The sequence below is a fragment of the Saccharopolyspora sp. NPDC000359 genome, from assembly GCF_040300525.1.
Lineage (GTDB): Bacteria > Actinomycetota > Actinomycetes > Mycobacteriales > Pseudonocardiaceae > Saccharopolyspora.
Genome location: NZ_JBEPDU010000087.1, coordinates 1 through 14,946, shown reverse-complemented (window position 1 = coordinate 14,946; position 14,946 = coordinate 1). Strand labels below are relative to the sequence as shown.

The 14,946-nt window shown below is 72.4% G+C and carries 14 protein-coding genes; 8 read left to right on the top strand and 6 right to left on the bottom strand.

What is annotated here, in order from left to right:
* Positions 1-472, bottom strand: a 472-nt coding sequence (locus ABT324_RS32490) for an AraC family ligand binding domain-containing protein (RefSeq protein WP_351185429.1), incomplete at its 3' end; no start/stop codon positions are given.
* Positions 473-526: 54 nt separating this feature from the next.
* Between ABT324_RS32490 and ABT324_RS32485 the strand changes: the two genes are divergently transcribed.
* The gene (locus ABT324_RS32485) at positions 527-1,690 is read left to right on the top strand and encodes an MFS transporter (protein ID WP_351185426.1); all 1,164 of its coding nucleotides are present in this window, start codon (positions 527-529) and stop codon (positions 1,688-1,690) included.
* 7 nt (positions 1,691-1,697) lie between these two features.
* Here ABT324_RS32485 and ligD read toward each other — a convergent pair whose 3' ends face one another.
* The gene (ligD, locus tag ABT324_RS32480) at positions 1,698-3,260 is read right to left on the bottom strand and encodes a non-homologous end-joining DNA ligase (RefSeq protein ID WP_351185423.1); all 1,563 of its coding nucleotides are present in this window, start codon (positions 3,258-3,260) and stop codon (positions 1,698-1,700) included.
* Between the two features lie 105 nt (positions 3,261-3,365).
* Between ligD and ABT324_RS32475 the strand changes: the two genes are divergently transcribed.
* From ABT324_RS32475 to ABT324_RS32460, 4 genes are all read left to right on the top strand, one after another.
* Positions 3,366-4,478 (top strand): NAD(P)/FAD-dependent oxidoreductase, encoded by a 1,113-nt coding sequence (locus tag ABT324_RS32475; protein ID WP_351185420.1) that lies wholly within the window; start codon positions 3,366-3,368, stop codon positions 4,476-4,478.
* 180 nt (positions 4,479-4,658) lie between these two features.
* Positions 4,659-5,417 (top strand): lipoate--protein ligase family protein, encoded by a 759-nt coding sequence (locus ABT324_RS32470; protein WP_351185417.1) that lies wholly within the window; start codon positions 4,659-4,661, stop codon positions 5,415-5,417.
* 492 nt (positions 5,418-5,909) lie between these two features.
* On the top strand, positions 5,910-7,031 hold the full coding sequence (locus ABT324_RS32465) for an MFS transporter (RefSeq protein WP_351185414.1): 1,122 nt from the start codon (positions 5,910-5,912) through the stop codon (positions 7,029-7,031).
* A 176-nt stretch (positions 7,032-7,207) separates the two neighbouring features.
* On the top strand, positions 7,208-7,981 hold the full coding sequence (locus ABT324_RS32460; RefSeq protein ID WP_351185411.1) for an endonuclease I family protein: 774 nt from the start codon (positions 7,208-7,210) through the stop codon (positions 7,979-7,981).
* A gap of 52 nt (positions 7,982-8,033) precedes the next feature.
* On the opposite strand, the gene ABT324_RS32455 is transcribed toward ABT324_RS32460, so the two are convergent.
* Positions 8,034-8,882 carry an alpha/beta fold hydrolase gene (locus ABT324_RS32455; protein ID WP_351185408.1) on the bottom strand — a complete coding sequence of 283 codons (849 nt, stop codon included), beginning with the start codon at positions 8,880-8,882 and terminating at the stop codon, positions 8,034-8,036.
* 37 nt (positions 8,883-8,919) lie between these two features.
* Between ABT324_RS32455 and ABT324_RS32450 the strand changes: the two genes are divergently transcribed.
* On the top strand, positions 8,920-9,375 hold the full coding sequence (locus tag ABT324_RS32450) for a MarR family winged helix-turn-helix transcriptional regulator (RefSeq protein ID WP_351185405.1): 456 nt from the start codon (positions 8,920-8,922) through the stop codon (positions 9,373-9,375).
* Here ABT324_RS32450 and ABT324_RS32445 read toward each other — a convergent pair.
* From ABT324_RS32445 to ABT324_RS32435, 3 genes are all read right to left on the bottom strand, one after another.
* On the bottom strand, positions 9,372-9,917 hold the full coding sequence (locus tag ABT324_RS32445; protein WP_351185402.1) for a PadR family transcriptional regulator: 546 nt from the start codon (positions 9,915-9,917) through the stop codon (positions 9,372-9,374). The genes ABT324_RS32450 and ABT324_RS32445 overlap by 4 nt on opposite strands.
* A gap of 58 nt (positions 9,918-9,975) precedes the next feature.
* Entirely contained in the window at positions 9,976-10,962 is a 987-nt protein-coding gene (locus ABT324_RS32440; protein WP_351185399.1) for an NAD(P)H-dependent flavin oxidoreductase, read from the bottom strand.
* A gap of 102 nt (positions 10,963-11,064) precedes the next feature.
* Entirely contained in the window at positions 11,065-12,621 is a 1,557-nt protein-coding gene (locus tag ABT324_RS32435) for a long-chain-fatty-acid--CoA ligase (RefSeq protein ID WP_351185396.1), read from the bottom strand.
* 183 nt (positions 12,622-12,804) lie between these two features.
* On the opposite strand from ABT324_RS32435, the gene ABT324_RS32430 reads away from it, so the two are divergent.
* Together ABT324_RS32430 and ABT324_RS32425 are read left to right on the top strand one after the other, a co-directional pair.
* Entirely contained in the window at positions 12,805-14,013 is a 1,209-nt protein-coding gene (locus ABT324_RS32430; RefSeq protein WP_351185393.1) for an MFS transporter, read from the top strand.
* 109 nt (positions 14,014-14,122) lie between these two features.
* Positions 14,123-14,764, top strand: coding sequence for an HNH endonuclease family protein (locus tag ABT324_RS32425; RefSeq protein ID WP_351185390.1), 642 nt, complete (start codon positions 14,123-14,125; stop codon positions 14,762-14,764).
* Positions 14,765-14,946: the final 182 nt, after the last annotated feature.

The window sequence follows — 14,946 nt, the reverse complement described above, 5'->3', positions numbered from 1 at the left end:
CGTCGAGCAGCGCGCAGACCGCGACCAGCCGCGGATCTTGCGGGCTGGGCAGGCGGATCGGCTGCTCCGGGGCGCGGCGCAGCTGGTCGAGCAGGACCGCGCGCAGCCGCCTGCGCTCGGCGTCGCTGGCGAACTCGTCGCGGGTGCAGGCCAGGATCAGCTCGCGCAGCAGCGGTTCGACGGCCAGCACCGCGGGCGAGTGCAACCGCAGCGGGTTCGTCCCGGTGGGCAAACCGACGGTGTGCAGGTCGGTCTCGCCGTACGCGCGGTGCTCGTGCACCACCCCGGCGGGAATCCACAGGGCCCTGGTCCCGGGCGCGATCCAGGTGCCCGCCTCGGTGGTCACCGAGAGCACGCCGCGTCCCGCGTAGACGATCTGGTGGTCGTCGTGCCGGTGCGCGTCGACCCCGGACCCGGCGGGCAGGCGGCGCAGCGCGGTGGGGGCCCGCGGCTGGTGGCGGATTTCCGACATGGGATGTCAGTTTATCGGAAGCGCGACACCGGTTCGGCGACCAGGATCGGGCCCGTGACGCGAAACGTGAACCGGTCCGTGGGGCTGCTGGCCGTCGGCCACGCGGGCGTGGACATCTACCAGGGGGCGGTCCCGGCGGTGGTGCCGTTCCTGGTGCTCGAACGGCACTACGGCTACGTGGCGGTGTCCGGCATCGTGCTGGCCGCGACGCTGCTGTCCTCCATCGTGCAGCCGATCTTCGGGGCGCTGACCGACCGGGTGCGGATGCCGTGGTTGATCCCGGTGAGCATGACGACGGCCGGGCTCGGCGTGGCGCTGTGCGGCGTCGGTGACTCCTACCCGCTGACCTGGCTGGCGGTCGCGCTCTCCGGCCTGGGGGTGGCCGCCTACCACCCGGAGGCGGCCCGGCTCGCCCGTGCCGCCTCCGGCGGCGACCACGTGGCGATGAGCTGGTTCTCCCTCGGCGGCAACATCGGCTTCGCGCTGGCGCCGGTGGTGGTCGCGCCGATCCTGTCCGCGGGCGGTCTGACGGCCTCCCCGTGGCTGCTCATCCCGGCGCTGCTGGGCGGCGCGGTCACGGTGGCGGCGCTGCGCTCGATCACCGCGGCGACCAGTGCGGCCGGGACCGGACCGGCGCGGCGGGGCACCGACGACTGGCCGGTCTTCCTGCGGCTGACCGCGATCATCACCTGCCGCTCTATCGTCTACATCGGACTGAGCGCGTTCGTCGCGCTGTGGGTGCAGCAGCGGGTCGGCGGCGGGGAGGCGGCGGGCGCGGTGGCGTTGTTCGTGCTGTTCGCCGGCGGCGCGGTCGGCACCCTGCTCGGCGGCAAGCTCGCCTCGTCCTGGGGGCGCGTCCGCACGCTGCGCGTGTCCTACGCCGCCACGATCCCAGCGCTGGCCGGAGTGGTGTGGGCGCCCGGCGTCTCGGTGCACGTCTTCGTCGCGCTGGTCTCCGTCCTGCTGTACGTGCCGTTCTCGCTGCACGTCACGCTCGGCCAGGACTACCTGCCCAACCGCATCGGCACCGCCAGCGGTGTCACGCTCGGCTTGGCGGTGAGCGTCGGGGGAATCGCCACACCGGCGCTCGGGCTGGTCGCCGAGCTGACCGACCTGCGGACCGCCCTGATGACGCTGCTGGTGTTCCCGGTGTTGGCCTGGCTGCTGGCCCGGACGCTGCCCGAACCGGCGGCGCTGGAGGCCGCGGCCAGCCGCTGAACCCCGGTCACACCGGCGGCAGCTGCTGCTGGACGTCGAGCAGTGCTGCGAACGGGTCGCCGACCTGGGCCACCCGGTCCAGCACGGTGCGGATGGTCCAGCGGTCCGGGGCCAGCTCCGGGTCGTCGAGCTCCTCCCACTCCAGCGGGACCGACACCGGGGCGCCCGGCCGCGGGCGGGCGCTGTAGGGCGCGACCAGGGTCTTGTTGAGGACGTTCTGGGTGTAGTCCAGCCGGGCCAGCCCGCGGCGCTCGGACTTCGTCCACGCCCAGCTCACCAGCTCCGGCACCGTGTTGCCGACCGCCCGCGACACCTGCTCGACCCAGGAGCGGGTCTCGGCGTAGGTGTAGCGCGGCTCCACCGGGACCCAGATCTGGATGCCGCGCTGCCCGGTGACCTTCGGCCGCGCCACCACGCCGAGGTGCTCCATCGCGGTGCGGTGCAGCCGGGCCAGCACCAGCACCTCCTCGAAGGTGGTCCGCTCACCCGGGTCGATGTCGAACAGCGCCCACGTCGGGTGCTGCACGTCGGCGGCGCGCGAGGTCCAGGGGTGCAGCTCCAGCGCCGCGTAGTTGGCCAGCCAGGCCAGCGCGGCGACGCTGTCCGGGACCAGGTACCACTGGGTGTCGTCGGGGTCGGCGTCGGGATTGCGCCAGCGCTGTAACCATTCCGGGGCGTGGTCGGGCGCTTCCTTGTGCCAGAAGCCGGGTTTGGTGACCCCGTTGGGGAACCGGTGCGAGTTCAGCGGCCGACCGTCCAGGTAGGGCAGCATGACCGGCGCGATCAGCGCGTGGTAGCGGACCAGGTCGCGCTTGGTCACCGGCGCTCCGCCGTCGCGGCCCGGGAACAGCACCTTGTCCAGGTTGGTCAGCGCGAGGTCGCGGCCGTCGACCCGCCAGCGGCCCTTGCTGCCGAGCGCGTCCAGCTCGGCGACCTCTTCCTCACCAGGTGCCTGCCAGCTCCGCAGCCGGACCTCGGCGCGCTCCGGCGGCAGGTCGCTGTGCCACACCGCCTCGGGTGCGGCGGCGACCTCCTCGTTGGTGCGCCCGCTCTTCACCGAGCGAGGGTGATCCTCGGCGTCCCAGCCGGGCTGGGCGTGCTCGTCCTTCTTGTGCAGCAGCAGCCACTGCTCCCCACCGCGCCGCACCAGCACGAAACGGCCCGCCAGCTTCTCACCGTGCAGGTCGAAGTGCAGGGTGCCGGCCTCGATGGCGGCGGCCGGGTCGTCCTCGCCGGGTACCCAGGTGCCCCGGTCCCAGACGATGACGTCCCCGCCGCCGTACTCCCCGGCCGGGATGGTGCCCTCGAAGTCGGCGTACTCCAGCGGGTGGTCCTCGACGTGCACGGCCATCCGGCGCACTGAGGGGTCCAACGTCGGCCCCTTGGGCACCGCCCAGCTGACCAGCACCCCGTCCAGCTCCAGCCGCAGGTCGTAGTGGCGGCGCCGGGCCCGGTGGCGCTGCACCACGAACCGGTTGCCCGCACCGGAGGCGGCCCCGGCACCGCGCGGCTCGGCGGTGCGGGTGAAGTCCCGCATCTCCCGGTACCTCGCCAGCCGCTCCTCGGCCACCACTCCCACCCCGGCTCGATCGGTGACGTGGGACACATGTTGTCACAACTCGGCGGGCTGCTCCGTTCAGGCAGCAACGACGAACCCAACGGAGAGGACGGGACGATGGAGCAGCAGATCGTGGTCGTCGGAGCGGGCTACACCGGACTGGCCGCGGCCAAGTTGGCGGCGCGCTGGACCGGAGCCAGGGTGACGCTGGTCAACGCGGTGGACCGGTTCGTCGAGCGGGTCCGCCTGCACCAGCTGGCGACGGGCCAGCAGCTGCGCGACCTGCCGCTGGCGGACCTGCTCAAGGGCACCGGGGTGGAGCTGGTGGTCGACCGGGTCACCGGCATCGACGCCGAGGCGCGGACCCTGCGGCTGGCGAACTCCGCGCGCGAGGTGCGCTACGACCGCCTGATCTACGCGGTGGGCAGCACGGCGGACACGACGTCGGTTCCCGGCGTCGCCGAGCACGCCTTCACCGTCGCCACCAACGACGACGCCGTGCGCCTGCACCGCCGGCTGGCCACCGCTGAGGTGGTCGCAGTGGTCGGCGGCGGGCTGACCGGCATCGAAGCCGCGGCGGAGCTGGCCGAGGCGAACCCGGCGCTGAAGGTCCGCCTGGTCACCGGCGGGGGCCTGGGCCCCGGGTTGTCCGAGCGGGGGACGAACCACCTGCGGCGCACCTTCGCCCGCCTGGGCGTCGAGCTGCGCGAGGACGCGGCGGTCTCCGAGGTGCGCCCGGACGGACTGGTGCTGGCCGACGACTCGCACGTCGCGGCCGACACGGTGGTGTGGGCGACCGGGTTCCGGGTGCCGGACCTGGCCGAGCGCGCGGGCTTCGAGGTCGACGACAACGGCCGCGTGGTCGTCGACGGCGAGTTCCGCTCGGTCTCCCACCCGGAGGTGACGGCCATCGGGGACGCGGCGGCGGGCCGCATGAGCACCGGCCAGGAGCTGCGGATGGCTTGCGCGACGGGCCTGCCCTCGACCCAGCACGCGGTCCGCGCGATCGCCGACCGCCTGGCCGGGCGGGAACCTCGCCCGCTGCGCTTCCGCTACCTCAACCAGTGCATCAGCCTCGGCCGCAAGGACGCCCTGGTCCAGTTCGTCCGAGCCGACGACACCCCGAAGGAGTCGGTCCTCACCGGCCGGAAGGCGGCCCTGTACAAGGAAGCGATCGTGCGAGGCACGGTCCTCTTCGAACGCCACCCCGTGATCCCCACGTCCCTGTGACACCGGCCGGTGGGCTCCCCCCCCCGAGCACGGCGGGAACCCACCTCGGTGCCCGGCGACCGGAGCTGCCGAGCTGGTCAACGTGGGCCCGCGGATGTGGGAGTGCGCCCGGCACGGGATGCCCGTAGTGGACGTCTGGCGCCGGGTCGGGGCGGGTTCGTGGCGGATTAGGATCGCTGCGTGGAGCTTTATCGCGGTGCGCTCGAAGTGGATGGGGACCAAGCCTCGGAGGTCGCGGTGGCGCACGCGATGCTGCGCCGGGTCAGCGCCGGCGAGGTCGGTGCCGGGATGCGGATCTACCGGCCCAGCGGGCGCGTCGTGGCCTTCGGTCGCCGGGACACCCTGCTGCCCGGGTTCCCGGATGCTGTCCGGGCCGTGCGCGGAGCCGGGTTCACCCCGGTTGTGCGCGCGCCCGGCGGCCGGGCGGTGGCCTACACCGAGCGTTCGCTGGTGGTCGACCACGTCGGCCCGGATCCCGGCTACCTGTCCGGGATGGAAGAGCGGTTCACCGGCTACGCCGAGCTGTGGGCCGACGTGCTGCGCAAGCACGGCGTCGAAGCGGAGATCGGTGCGGTGCCGGGCGAGTACTGCCCGGGCGCGCACAGCGTCAACGCGCGGGGCCGGGTGAAGCTGGTCGGCACCGCACAGCGGCTGGTGCGCGGCGCCTGGCTGTTCAGCGCCGTGGTGATCTTCGACGACACCGAAGTGCTGCGCCCGTTGCTCACCGACGTCTACCGGCTGCTGGACCTGCCCTTCGACGACGACTCCGTGGGATCGGTCGTCGACGAGATCCCGGGACTCGAGCTGGACGCGCTGGAGGCCGAGGTGATCACGGCCTACGACGACCGCTACGGCCTGGAACCCGCCGTGCTGCCCGCGGACCTGCTCACCCGCGCGCACGACCTGGCCGCCGACCACCGCGTCGACACCGGGCGCTGAGCTGCCGCGGGTGTCCACGCCCTGGGAGACGTCCCGAAGCGGTGCCCTGAGGATTCGTGGCGTGGTGATCGCGTTCTTCCCGTTCGGCGACTGGCGTCCGAGCCAGGCGTGCTGCCGCTCGCACCGCCACTCCGTCCTAAATGGACTACAGGTGCGGTTGGTGGGCCGCTGCGGAGGTGTGGTTTTCCAGCCGGGAATCCTGCACCAGGCAGCACGCAGCCGATCCCGGGTCACCTGGCGCCCGATTCCAGTGGAGGTCGGATCTACGCACCATTCGAGCCGAGTCTTCGGGTCGAGGGCCAGCGTGCCGCCGGTGGTGCTGAAGGGGCACCTCGGCCAGCCCGGAGGTGGTCCCGCCACTGGTGCGGCGATGACCTGCGGCGCGGGTAGCTCGACTTCGCCGCCGCGGTGTGATCCACTGCCCGGTGGGTAGTTCGCTCGGCGAAGGGTTTGGGGCGTGTCCGGTCGGGTCGCTGGTGGGGTTCTCGTGCGGTGAGTTCCCGGATCGCGCTGCACGTGGGTGGTCTGCTGGGGCCGTTCGGCGGTGGTGTGGTGGCAGCGATGCTGCCGGAGCTGGCGCGCAGCTTCGACATCCCGGAGGGGGCCGCGGCCACCTCGCTGACGGCCTACCTGGTGCCGTTCGCGGTCGTGATGCTGGTGTCCGGCAGCCTCGGCGAGCGCTGGGGGATGGCGCGCAGCATCCGGGTCGCCTACGTGGTCTACGTGCTGGCCGCGCTGCTCGCCGCGGTGGCACCGTGGTTCTGGCTGTTCCAGGTCAGCCGCGGGTTGCAGGGCGTCGCGAACGCCTTCACGACACCGCTGCTGCTGGCCAAGCTCGCGGCCGCGACACCGGAGGCACGGCTCGGCCGGGCGCTGGGCACCTACGGCTCGATGCAGGCGATCGGCCAGACCACCGCGCCGCTGGTCGGCGGAGTGGCCGCGGAAGGGGCCTGGCAGTGGGCCTTCGTCGGGCTGGCCGCGGTGGCGGCGGTGCTGGCGGTCAGCCCGCTGCCCGCTGACGACACCGGTGCCCAGCGGCGACGCCCGGCCGCCTTGCGCGAGGCCTGGCGCTCGCCGGTGCTGCTGGTGGGCGGGGTGGCGTTCGTCGCCTGGGCGGCGCTGGCCGGTCTGCCGTTCCTGGTCTCCTTCCGGCTCGACGACGCCTTCGCGCTGAGCCCGGGTGCCCGCGGCCTGGTGCTGACCGGCTTCGGCATCGCCGGGGCGGTCACCGCCCGGCTCACTGGTGGGGCGGTGGACCGGTTCGGCCCGCGCGCGGTGGTGGTCGCGGGACTGCTGGTCGCGGCGGTCGCGGTCGGGTCGATCGGGCTGGCCGGGTGGCTGCCGGTGGTGGCGGCGGCGTGGGCCGTCGGCGGGATCTGCGCGCAGCTGGTGCTGGTCGGCATCCACGCGACGGTGCTCGGCGGCGGGGCCTCCGGTGGCGGGGTCATCTCGGTGGTCACCGCGCTGCGCTTCCTGGGGATGTCGGCCTCCCCGGCGGCGTTCACCGGGCTCTACCGGTCCGATCCGGCGCTGGGCTTCCTGCTCCCCGCGCTGCTGCTGGCGCTGACTATTCCCGTTGTTTCCGTTTGGTGGCCGCGCCGAAACCGCGGGTGACGGCCCGGGTTCCCGGTGTTTTCCCAGTGTGCGGGGCGTTCGTCGGGGTGCCGGGCCATCCGGCGTTCGCCTACTTGATCACTGTCCGCCATCGGGCTCCCCCAATTGGTTCACCCAATGGTGATCGTCGGTGTGGCACGCTTCCCCCGGTTGCCCACGGGGAGAGGACCACACCGATGAAAACCACCCGATTGAAGTCGTTATCCCTGTTACTCGGCATCGCCCTGGTGGCGATCCCGGTACCGTCCGCGGCCGCGTCCACCGCCGACGACTACTACCAGGACGCGATCGGCAAGACCGGCCCGGAGCTTGAGGCCGCGCTGCACCAGATCATCAGCAGCGGCACCACCACGTTGAGCTACGACGAGGTGTGGGACGCGCTCAAGGTCACCGACGAGGACCCGGACAACACTGGGAACGTCGTCCTGCTCTACACCGGGCGGTCGCAGAGCAAGGACACCAACGGCGGCGACGCCGACAACTGGAACCGCGAGCACGTCTGGGCCAAGTCGCACGGCGACTTCGGCACCGCGCCCGGTCCCGGCACCGACGTCCACCACCTGCGCCCGACCGACGTCTCGGTCAACTCCGAGCGCGGCAACAAGGACTTCGACATGGGCGGTGGCGAGGTCACCGAGGCGCCCGGCAACTTCACCGACGGCGACTCGTGGGAACCGCGCGACGAGGTCAAGGGCGACGTCGCCCGGATGATCTTCTACATGTCGGTCCGCTACGAGGGCGAGGACGGCTTCGCCGACCTCGAGGTCAACGACGAGGTCGACAACGGCAGCGCCCCGCACATCGGCCGGGTCTCGGTGCTCAAGCAGTGGCACGAGCAGGACCCGCCGGACGCTGCGGAGCAGCGTCGCAACCAGGTCATCTTCGACCAGTTCCAGCACAACCGGAACCCGTTCATCGACCACCCGGAGTGGGTCGCCGAGATCTGGTGAAACCGGATGGCAGGGGCGTCCGCGATGCGTTCGCGGGCGCCCCTCGCGCCTGTCAGCTCAGGAAGTCGACCAACACCGCGTTGAGCCGGTCGGCGTCGTGCCAGGGCATCGCGTGGTGGCTGGTGCTCGGCAGCACCTCGGTCCGCGCACCCGGGACCGCGCGACGCACCTCCGCGATGAGGCGGTCGACGTCGTGCGCCTTCGACCGCCCCGCGCCCACGACGAGCGTGGGCACCGACAGCCGGGTGGGATCGGGCTTGGGGCTGGTGACCGGCTTCGACTCGAACGTCGCCGCGCGGACCAGCAGCTCCAGTTGCGCGGCGTCGAACACGATGGCACCGGTCTCCCACTGCAGGAAGTCGCGCGTGCGCCGGGGCTTCGGGCGCAGCAGCATCGGCGCGGCCCGCAGCAGGTAGCGGGGGCTGAACCTGGTGAAGCAGGCCGTCGGGTCCAGCAGGGCGAGGCGGCGCACGCGTGGTGAGCGGACGGCGTGGTGCAGGGCGATCCAGGCGCCGTGCGAATGTCCGCACAGGTCCGCCGATTCCAGGCCGAGCTGGTCGAACACCTCGTCCAGCCAGGACATCAGGTCGTCGAGGTCGCGCGCCGCGCGGGCTGTGCTGCGGCCCGCCTCCCCGAGCAGGTCGAGGGCGTGGATGCGGTGGGTCCGGCCGAGCGCCTCGACGTTGCCCGCCCAGATCGCCGAAGTCGCGCCGCCGCCGGGCAGCAGCACCAGCGGCCATCCGCCGGGGTTGCCGCAGAGGTGCACGCGGGTGGTTCCGCGGTCGGAGTCGAGGTCGCGCGCTTCGACCGGGATCGGCCAGCGCGCGAACGCGGCGTCGTAGGCGGTGGCGAAATCCACGGCGTCCGCCGGATTCCGGAACCCCATGTTCACCTCACTCATCGAGTATCTCGATTGTCGAGAGATTAACATGGTCGACGTGGAAGACGAACGGGAACTGGTCCACCTGCTGCGGGCGGTCACCGTCGAACTGGACCTGCTGGCCGCGGAGTTCGCCGGGGCCAACGACCTGCACCCCACCGACCTGCGCGCGCTGATCGCGCTGCTGGACGCGCACCGGGCCGGGCGGACCGCGACACCGGGGAAGCTGGGCGAGCAGCTCGGGCTGAACTCCGCCGCGGTCACCGCGCTGGTCGACCGCCTCGAGCAGCGCGGCCACGTCCGGCGGGAGAAGGACCCGGCGGACCGGCGGCGGGTGCGGCTGGTCGTGGCGGAGCAGGCCGTCGAACTCGGCTGGACCTTCTTCGGTCCGCTCATCGACCGAGCCGTGACCAGGATGCGCGGCTACCGCCCGGACGAGCGGGACGCGATCCGCCGCTTTCTGCGGGACATGAGCGGTTTGGTCGCCGAACAGCGCCGGGCGCAGGCGGATTAGGGGGTGCTGTCGTCCTGGAGCGCGCCGATGACCTCGTCGCACCACTCGACCATCGACTGCTCGGTGCGGATCCCGCCGCGCAGCACAAGGAACTGGTGCAGGGGCTGCCCGGACAGCCGGGCCGGGTCCGGGAAGTCGCGCCGCTCGATCGCCTGGTAGACCGCCAGGCGCTCGGCGTGCAGGCGGCGGTGGCGGCCGACCTCGGCCAGGACCTGGGCCACCTCGCCGTAGGAGGCGCCGCGGATCTTCACCGACAGCTCGTTGCGCACGGTCGGCGGGTCGGCGGGTTCGGCGAGCCAGCGGGCCAGTTCAGCGGCACCGTCCGCGCTGACCCGGTAGACCTTCTTGTCCGGCCGCTTCTCCTGGGCGACCGCGTCGCCGGTCACCCAGCCGAGCTCCACCATCCGCTTCAGGCTGCGGTAGATCTGCTGGTGGCTGGCGCCCCAGAAGTACCCGATCGACTTGTCGAACCGCCTGGCCAGCTCGTAGCCCGACCCCGCGCGCTCCTGCAGCGACACCAGGATCGCGTACTCCAACGACACCGGCGGCTCCTCAACTCGGGCGGGTGCTTGGCGGTGCCGACGATAGCCCGCGCCGCGATCACGCGGTCGGGGTGAGCAGGTTTCCGAGGCGGCCCCGGATGAGCTCGCCGGCCTCGCCGACGATGCGCCGCACCAGCTCGTCGACGGTGGGGATGTCGTTGATCAGCCCCTGCACCATGCCGACGCTCCAGATGCCCAGCTCGGTGTCGCCCTGCTCGTAGACCTGCCGACCGCGCGCGCCGGCGACCAGCTCGCGCACGTCCTCGAAGCTGCCGCCGTCGTCCAGCCGGGACACCACCTCCCGGCTGACGGAGTTGCTGGCCACCCGCGCGGTGTTGCGCAGCGGCCGGAAGATCAGCTCGGTGTCCAGCTCGCTGGCCGCGGCGATGCGCTTCTTGACCTCGTCGTGGATCGGCGACTCGGCGGTGCACATGAACCGGGTGCCCATGTTGATGCCGTCGGCGCCCAGCGCGAGCGCGGCGACCAGGCCGCGGGCGTCGGCGAACCCGCCGGAGGCGATGATCGGGATGTTCAGCTCGTCGGCGGCCCGCGGGATGAGCACCAGCCCGGGCACGTCGTCCTCGCCGGGGTGTCCGGCGCACTCGAAGCCGTCGATGCTGACCGCGTCGACCCCGAGCTGCTGCGCCTTGAGCGCGTGCCGGACGCTGGTGCACTTGTGCAGCACCTTCACCCCGGCCGGTTGGAAGGCGGCGACCTGCTCGGCCGGGTTGGACCCGGCGGTTTCCACGATCTTCACGCCGGACTCGATGATGGCCTGCCGGTACTCGGCGTAGGGCGGCGGTGCGATGGTCGGCAGGATCGTGATGTTGACACCGAAGGGCTTGTCGGTCAGCTCCCGGCAGCGCGCGATCTCCTCGGCCAGGTCCTCGGGGGTGGGCTGGGTGAGCGCGGTGATCATGCCCAGCGCCCCGGCCTCGGCGACGGCGGCGGCGAGCTCGGCCCGCCCGACCCACTGCATCCCGCCTTGCACGACGGGGTGCTCGACCCCGAACTCCTCGGTGAACCTGGTCCGGAACTCGCCCATGACTCGCCTCCTGCGCCGACCTGTCGGCAGGACCGTACTATGCACAAAGTTGCAATGCAACGAGTTGCATAGATGGCTGCGCCGTGAGCGCCGGGGGGTGCGTCACTCCTGGACGGTGAGCCGTCCCGCCGCGAGGTCAGCGCGCAGCTGGGTCTTGAGCACCTTGCCGCTGGGGTTGCGCGGGAGCTCGTCGACCACGGCGATCCGGCGCGGCCGCTTGTACCCGGCCAGCCGGTCGCGGCACCACTCCGCGACATCGCCGGGGGAGGGCGGGGCGGTGGGGTCGCGCGGTCCGATCACCGCCAGCGGGGTCTCGCCCCAGCGCTCGTCGGGCACGCCGATCAGGGCGACCTCGGCGACCTCGGGGTGCGCCGCCAGCGCGTCCTCGACCTCCGTGCAGTAGATGTTCTCCCCGCCGGAGATGATCATGTCCTTCTTGCGGTCCACCACGTAGAGGTAGCCGTCCTCGTCCTGGCGCACCAGGTCGCCGGAGTGGAACCAACCGCCGCGGAACGCCTCGGCGGTCTCGGCGGGTTTGCCCCAGTACTCCCGCATCACCGTCGGGCCCCGGTAGACGATCTCGCCGACCTCACCCGGCGGCACGTCGTTCATGTCGTCGTCGACGACGCGCACCTCGACGTTGAGCATCGGCTTGCCCACCGAGCCGATCTTGCGCAGCGCGTCCTCGGCGCGCAGGACGGTGGTCACCGGGCTGCACTCGGTCTGCCCGAACGCGGTGGTGATGTCGGCGTCCGGGAACGCCTCGAACATGGCCCGCAGCAGCGTGGTGGACGCGGGCGCGGCACCCCAGGTGATCCGGCGCAGCGCGGACAGGTCGTGCGCGCCGAGGTCGGGCAGGTCGCAGATCGCCTGCCACTGCGCGGGAACCAGGAAGCACGCGGTGATCCGCTCCCGCGCCAGCAGCTCGACGGTCTCCGCCGGGTCGAACCGCCCCGAGGGGGCGACCACGATCCGGCCGCCCTGCAGCAGGTACGGCAGCATCCCGGACAGCCCGGCGATGTGGAACAGCGGCACCCCGACCAGCCACACCTGGTCGGCACCGCTGATGCCGTGGTGCACCGCCGAGCTGAACGTGTGCATCAGCAGGTTGTGGTGGGTGAGCACCGCCCCCTTGGGGCGACCGGTGGTGCCGGAGGTGTACATGATGAACGCCGGGGACTGCTCGTCCACCGCGACCTCGGGGTGCGCGGGGGAGGCCGCGGCCAGCGCCGACTCGTAGTCGCCGGACCCCCCGACCACCAGCCGGACGTCCACATCGGACCCCGCCTTGTCCAGCACCTCGGTGAACGGCTCGTCGACGACCACCGCGCGGGCGCCGCTGTCGGCCAGCACGTGGGCCACCTCGTCGGCGACCAGCCGGAAGTTGATCGGCACGCAGATCGCGCCCAGCCGGGCCGCCGCGAGGTAGGACTCGATGACCTCCAGGCTGTTGCGGCCCAGCACCGCGATGCGGTCGCCGCGCGCCACACCGCGCCCGGCGAGCGCGTTGGCCAGCCTGGAGACGCGCTCGTCCAGTTCGCGGTAGCTGCGGCTGGTCCCCGCGAAGCGCAGCGCGATCTCGTCGGGGATCTTGCGGGCGTGGCGGGCGAGCTGGTCGCTGGTGGTCATGCCTCGGCCGGACTGCGCAGGTGCAGGCATCGCTACCTCGTCAGTGAGAGCGGCGTGACGTGGCTCATACTGCGTCGGCCGGCGACGGTGGTCAACCTCGACCGCTGGCCGTCCTCCTGCGGGACTGAGCTGCCGGTGACGGATCTCTCGGCTGGCGGGCGCGTCCGGTCTGGCAAGCTGTGCTGGTTCGGATTTCGGCGTGGAGTGCAACGGGTGCAGGTGGAGGAACGGCCTTTCGAGCTGCGGACCGTCGCGCTCGCGGCGTTCGGCCCGACCCTGCTGTTCGCCACCGGCGAGGGCGCCATCATCCCGATGATCCCGCTCATCGCCGCTGACCAGGGCGCCAACCTCGGCGTGCTCGGGCTGATCGCCGCGATGCTCATGGTCGGCGAGCTGGTCGGTGACGTGCCCAGCGGCGTGCTCGTGCACCGGCTCGGCGAGCGCACCGCGATGATCGGAGCCGCGGTCGTCTCGGTGCTGGGCCTGCTCGGCTGCTACTTCTCGACCAGCCCGTGGGCGCTCGGCGCGAGCGTGTTCGTCGTCGGCCTGGCCACCGCGGTCTTCGCGCTGGCCAGGCACGCCTTCATCACCACCACAGTGCCGCTGCGCTACCGGGCGAGGGCGTTGAGCGTGCTGGGCGGGCTGTTCCGCGCGGGCTACTTCGTCGGGCCCTTCCTCGCCGCGCTCCTGCTGCTGGTGACCCCGGACGAGCGCGCGGTCTTCCTGCTGCACATCGCTTTCGCCGCGGCTGCGGTCGTGCTGCTGCTGTGCACCAGGGACCTCGGGACGGCGGGACCGGAGGATGTCGAGCAGGCGCACCAGGGTCTGGTCGCCACGCTGGCCCGGCACCGGGGTGTGCTGCTGCGGATGGGCACCTGCGCGGCGATCATCGGCGGGCTGCGGGCGTCGCGGATGGTGGTGCTGCCGCTGGTGGCGGTGGCGGCCGGGCTGCCGCCGTCGACGACGGCCGTGATCATCGGTGTCGCCGGTGGGATCGACTTCGCGCTGTCCTACACCTCGGGCCAGATCATGGACCGGTTCGGGCGGATCTGGGCGGCGGTGCCGTCCATGGTCGGCCTGGCGGTCGGGCACCTCCTGCTGTTCGTGGTCACCGACGTGCCCACCTTCGCCGCCGTCGCGGTGCTGCTCGCGCTGGCCAACGGGACCAGCAGCGGCATCCTGATGACGCTCGGCGCCGACCTCGCCCCGCAGCCGGGACCGGCCCCGTTCCTCGGCGCCTGGCGCTTCACCGCCGACTTCGGCCAAGCGGTCGGCCCGGTCACCGTCTCCGGGCTCACCGCGCTCCTGGGTGTCGGCCTCGCGGGCGCGGGCATGGGAGCCCTGGGGCTCCTCGGCGCCGGTCTCCTGCTGCGCTACGTACCCCGCTACGTCCCGCGCCGACCAGCCCCGGCACCGCGCTGAACGCCCGTGCGCCACACCACATTCCCCACCTGGCGGAGTGAACCCGCGCCCCACCGGGTGATCGAATGATCCCGGAACGGCCACGGAGAACCCAGGGAGAGGCGGCCCAGTGAAGAAGTCGGCGTGGATGTCGGTCGTGGCGGCTGTGCTGCTCGGCCTGATGTGGGTGGTGTTCGAGTCCGGCCTGCTCGACGACGCCCGCGGCAGCCAGCCCACCGGGGCGGCCGCCGACCAGCTCGAACAGCTCCGGGTGGCCCCCTCCGGGAGCATGGACGGCTATTCGCGCGAGCGCTTCAAGCACTGGACGTCCCAGCCGGAGGCCGGGAAGAACTGCAACACCCGGGAAGCGGTGCTCGCCCGCGACGGGGTCGACGTCAAGACCAACAACGCCTGCGAGTCGCTGTCCGGCACCTGGACCTCGGAGTACACCGGTGAGCGGCTCACCGATGCCTCCGAGATCGACATCGACCACATGGTGCCGCTGGCCAACGCCTGGCGCAGCGGCGCGAACACCTGGGACGACGCGCGCCGGGAGGAGTTCGCCAACGACATGGACCTGCCGCAGCTGGTCGCGGTCGACGCCAGCTCCAACCGCAGCAAGGGCGACCAGGACCCGTCGCAGTGGAAGCCGGAGGAGGCCGCGTGGTGCGACTACGCGACCAAGTGGGTCACGGTCAAGCACGCCTACGAGCTGACCGTGACCCAGGCCGAGAAGCAGGCGCTGCAGGAGATGCTGGCCACCTGCTCCTGATCCTCACGCCGCGTCGAGCGCCTTGAACCACGGCGATTCGGCCGCCAGCCGCTCCAAAACGTCCGGGCTGACGTACCGGCCGAGCTGCGCGCGGGCTTCGGCGGCGGCCTGCCTGGCCGCGGCGTCCTGGCCCAGCTCCTGCTGGATCTGCCACGGCGTGCCGACCGGGATGGGCAGCGGCG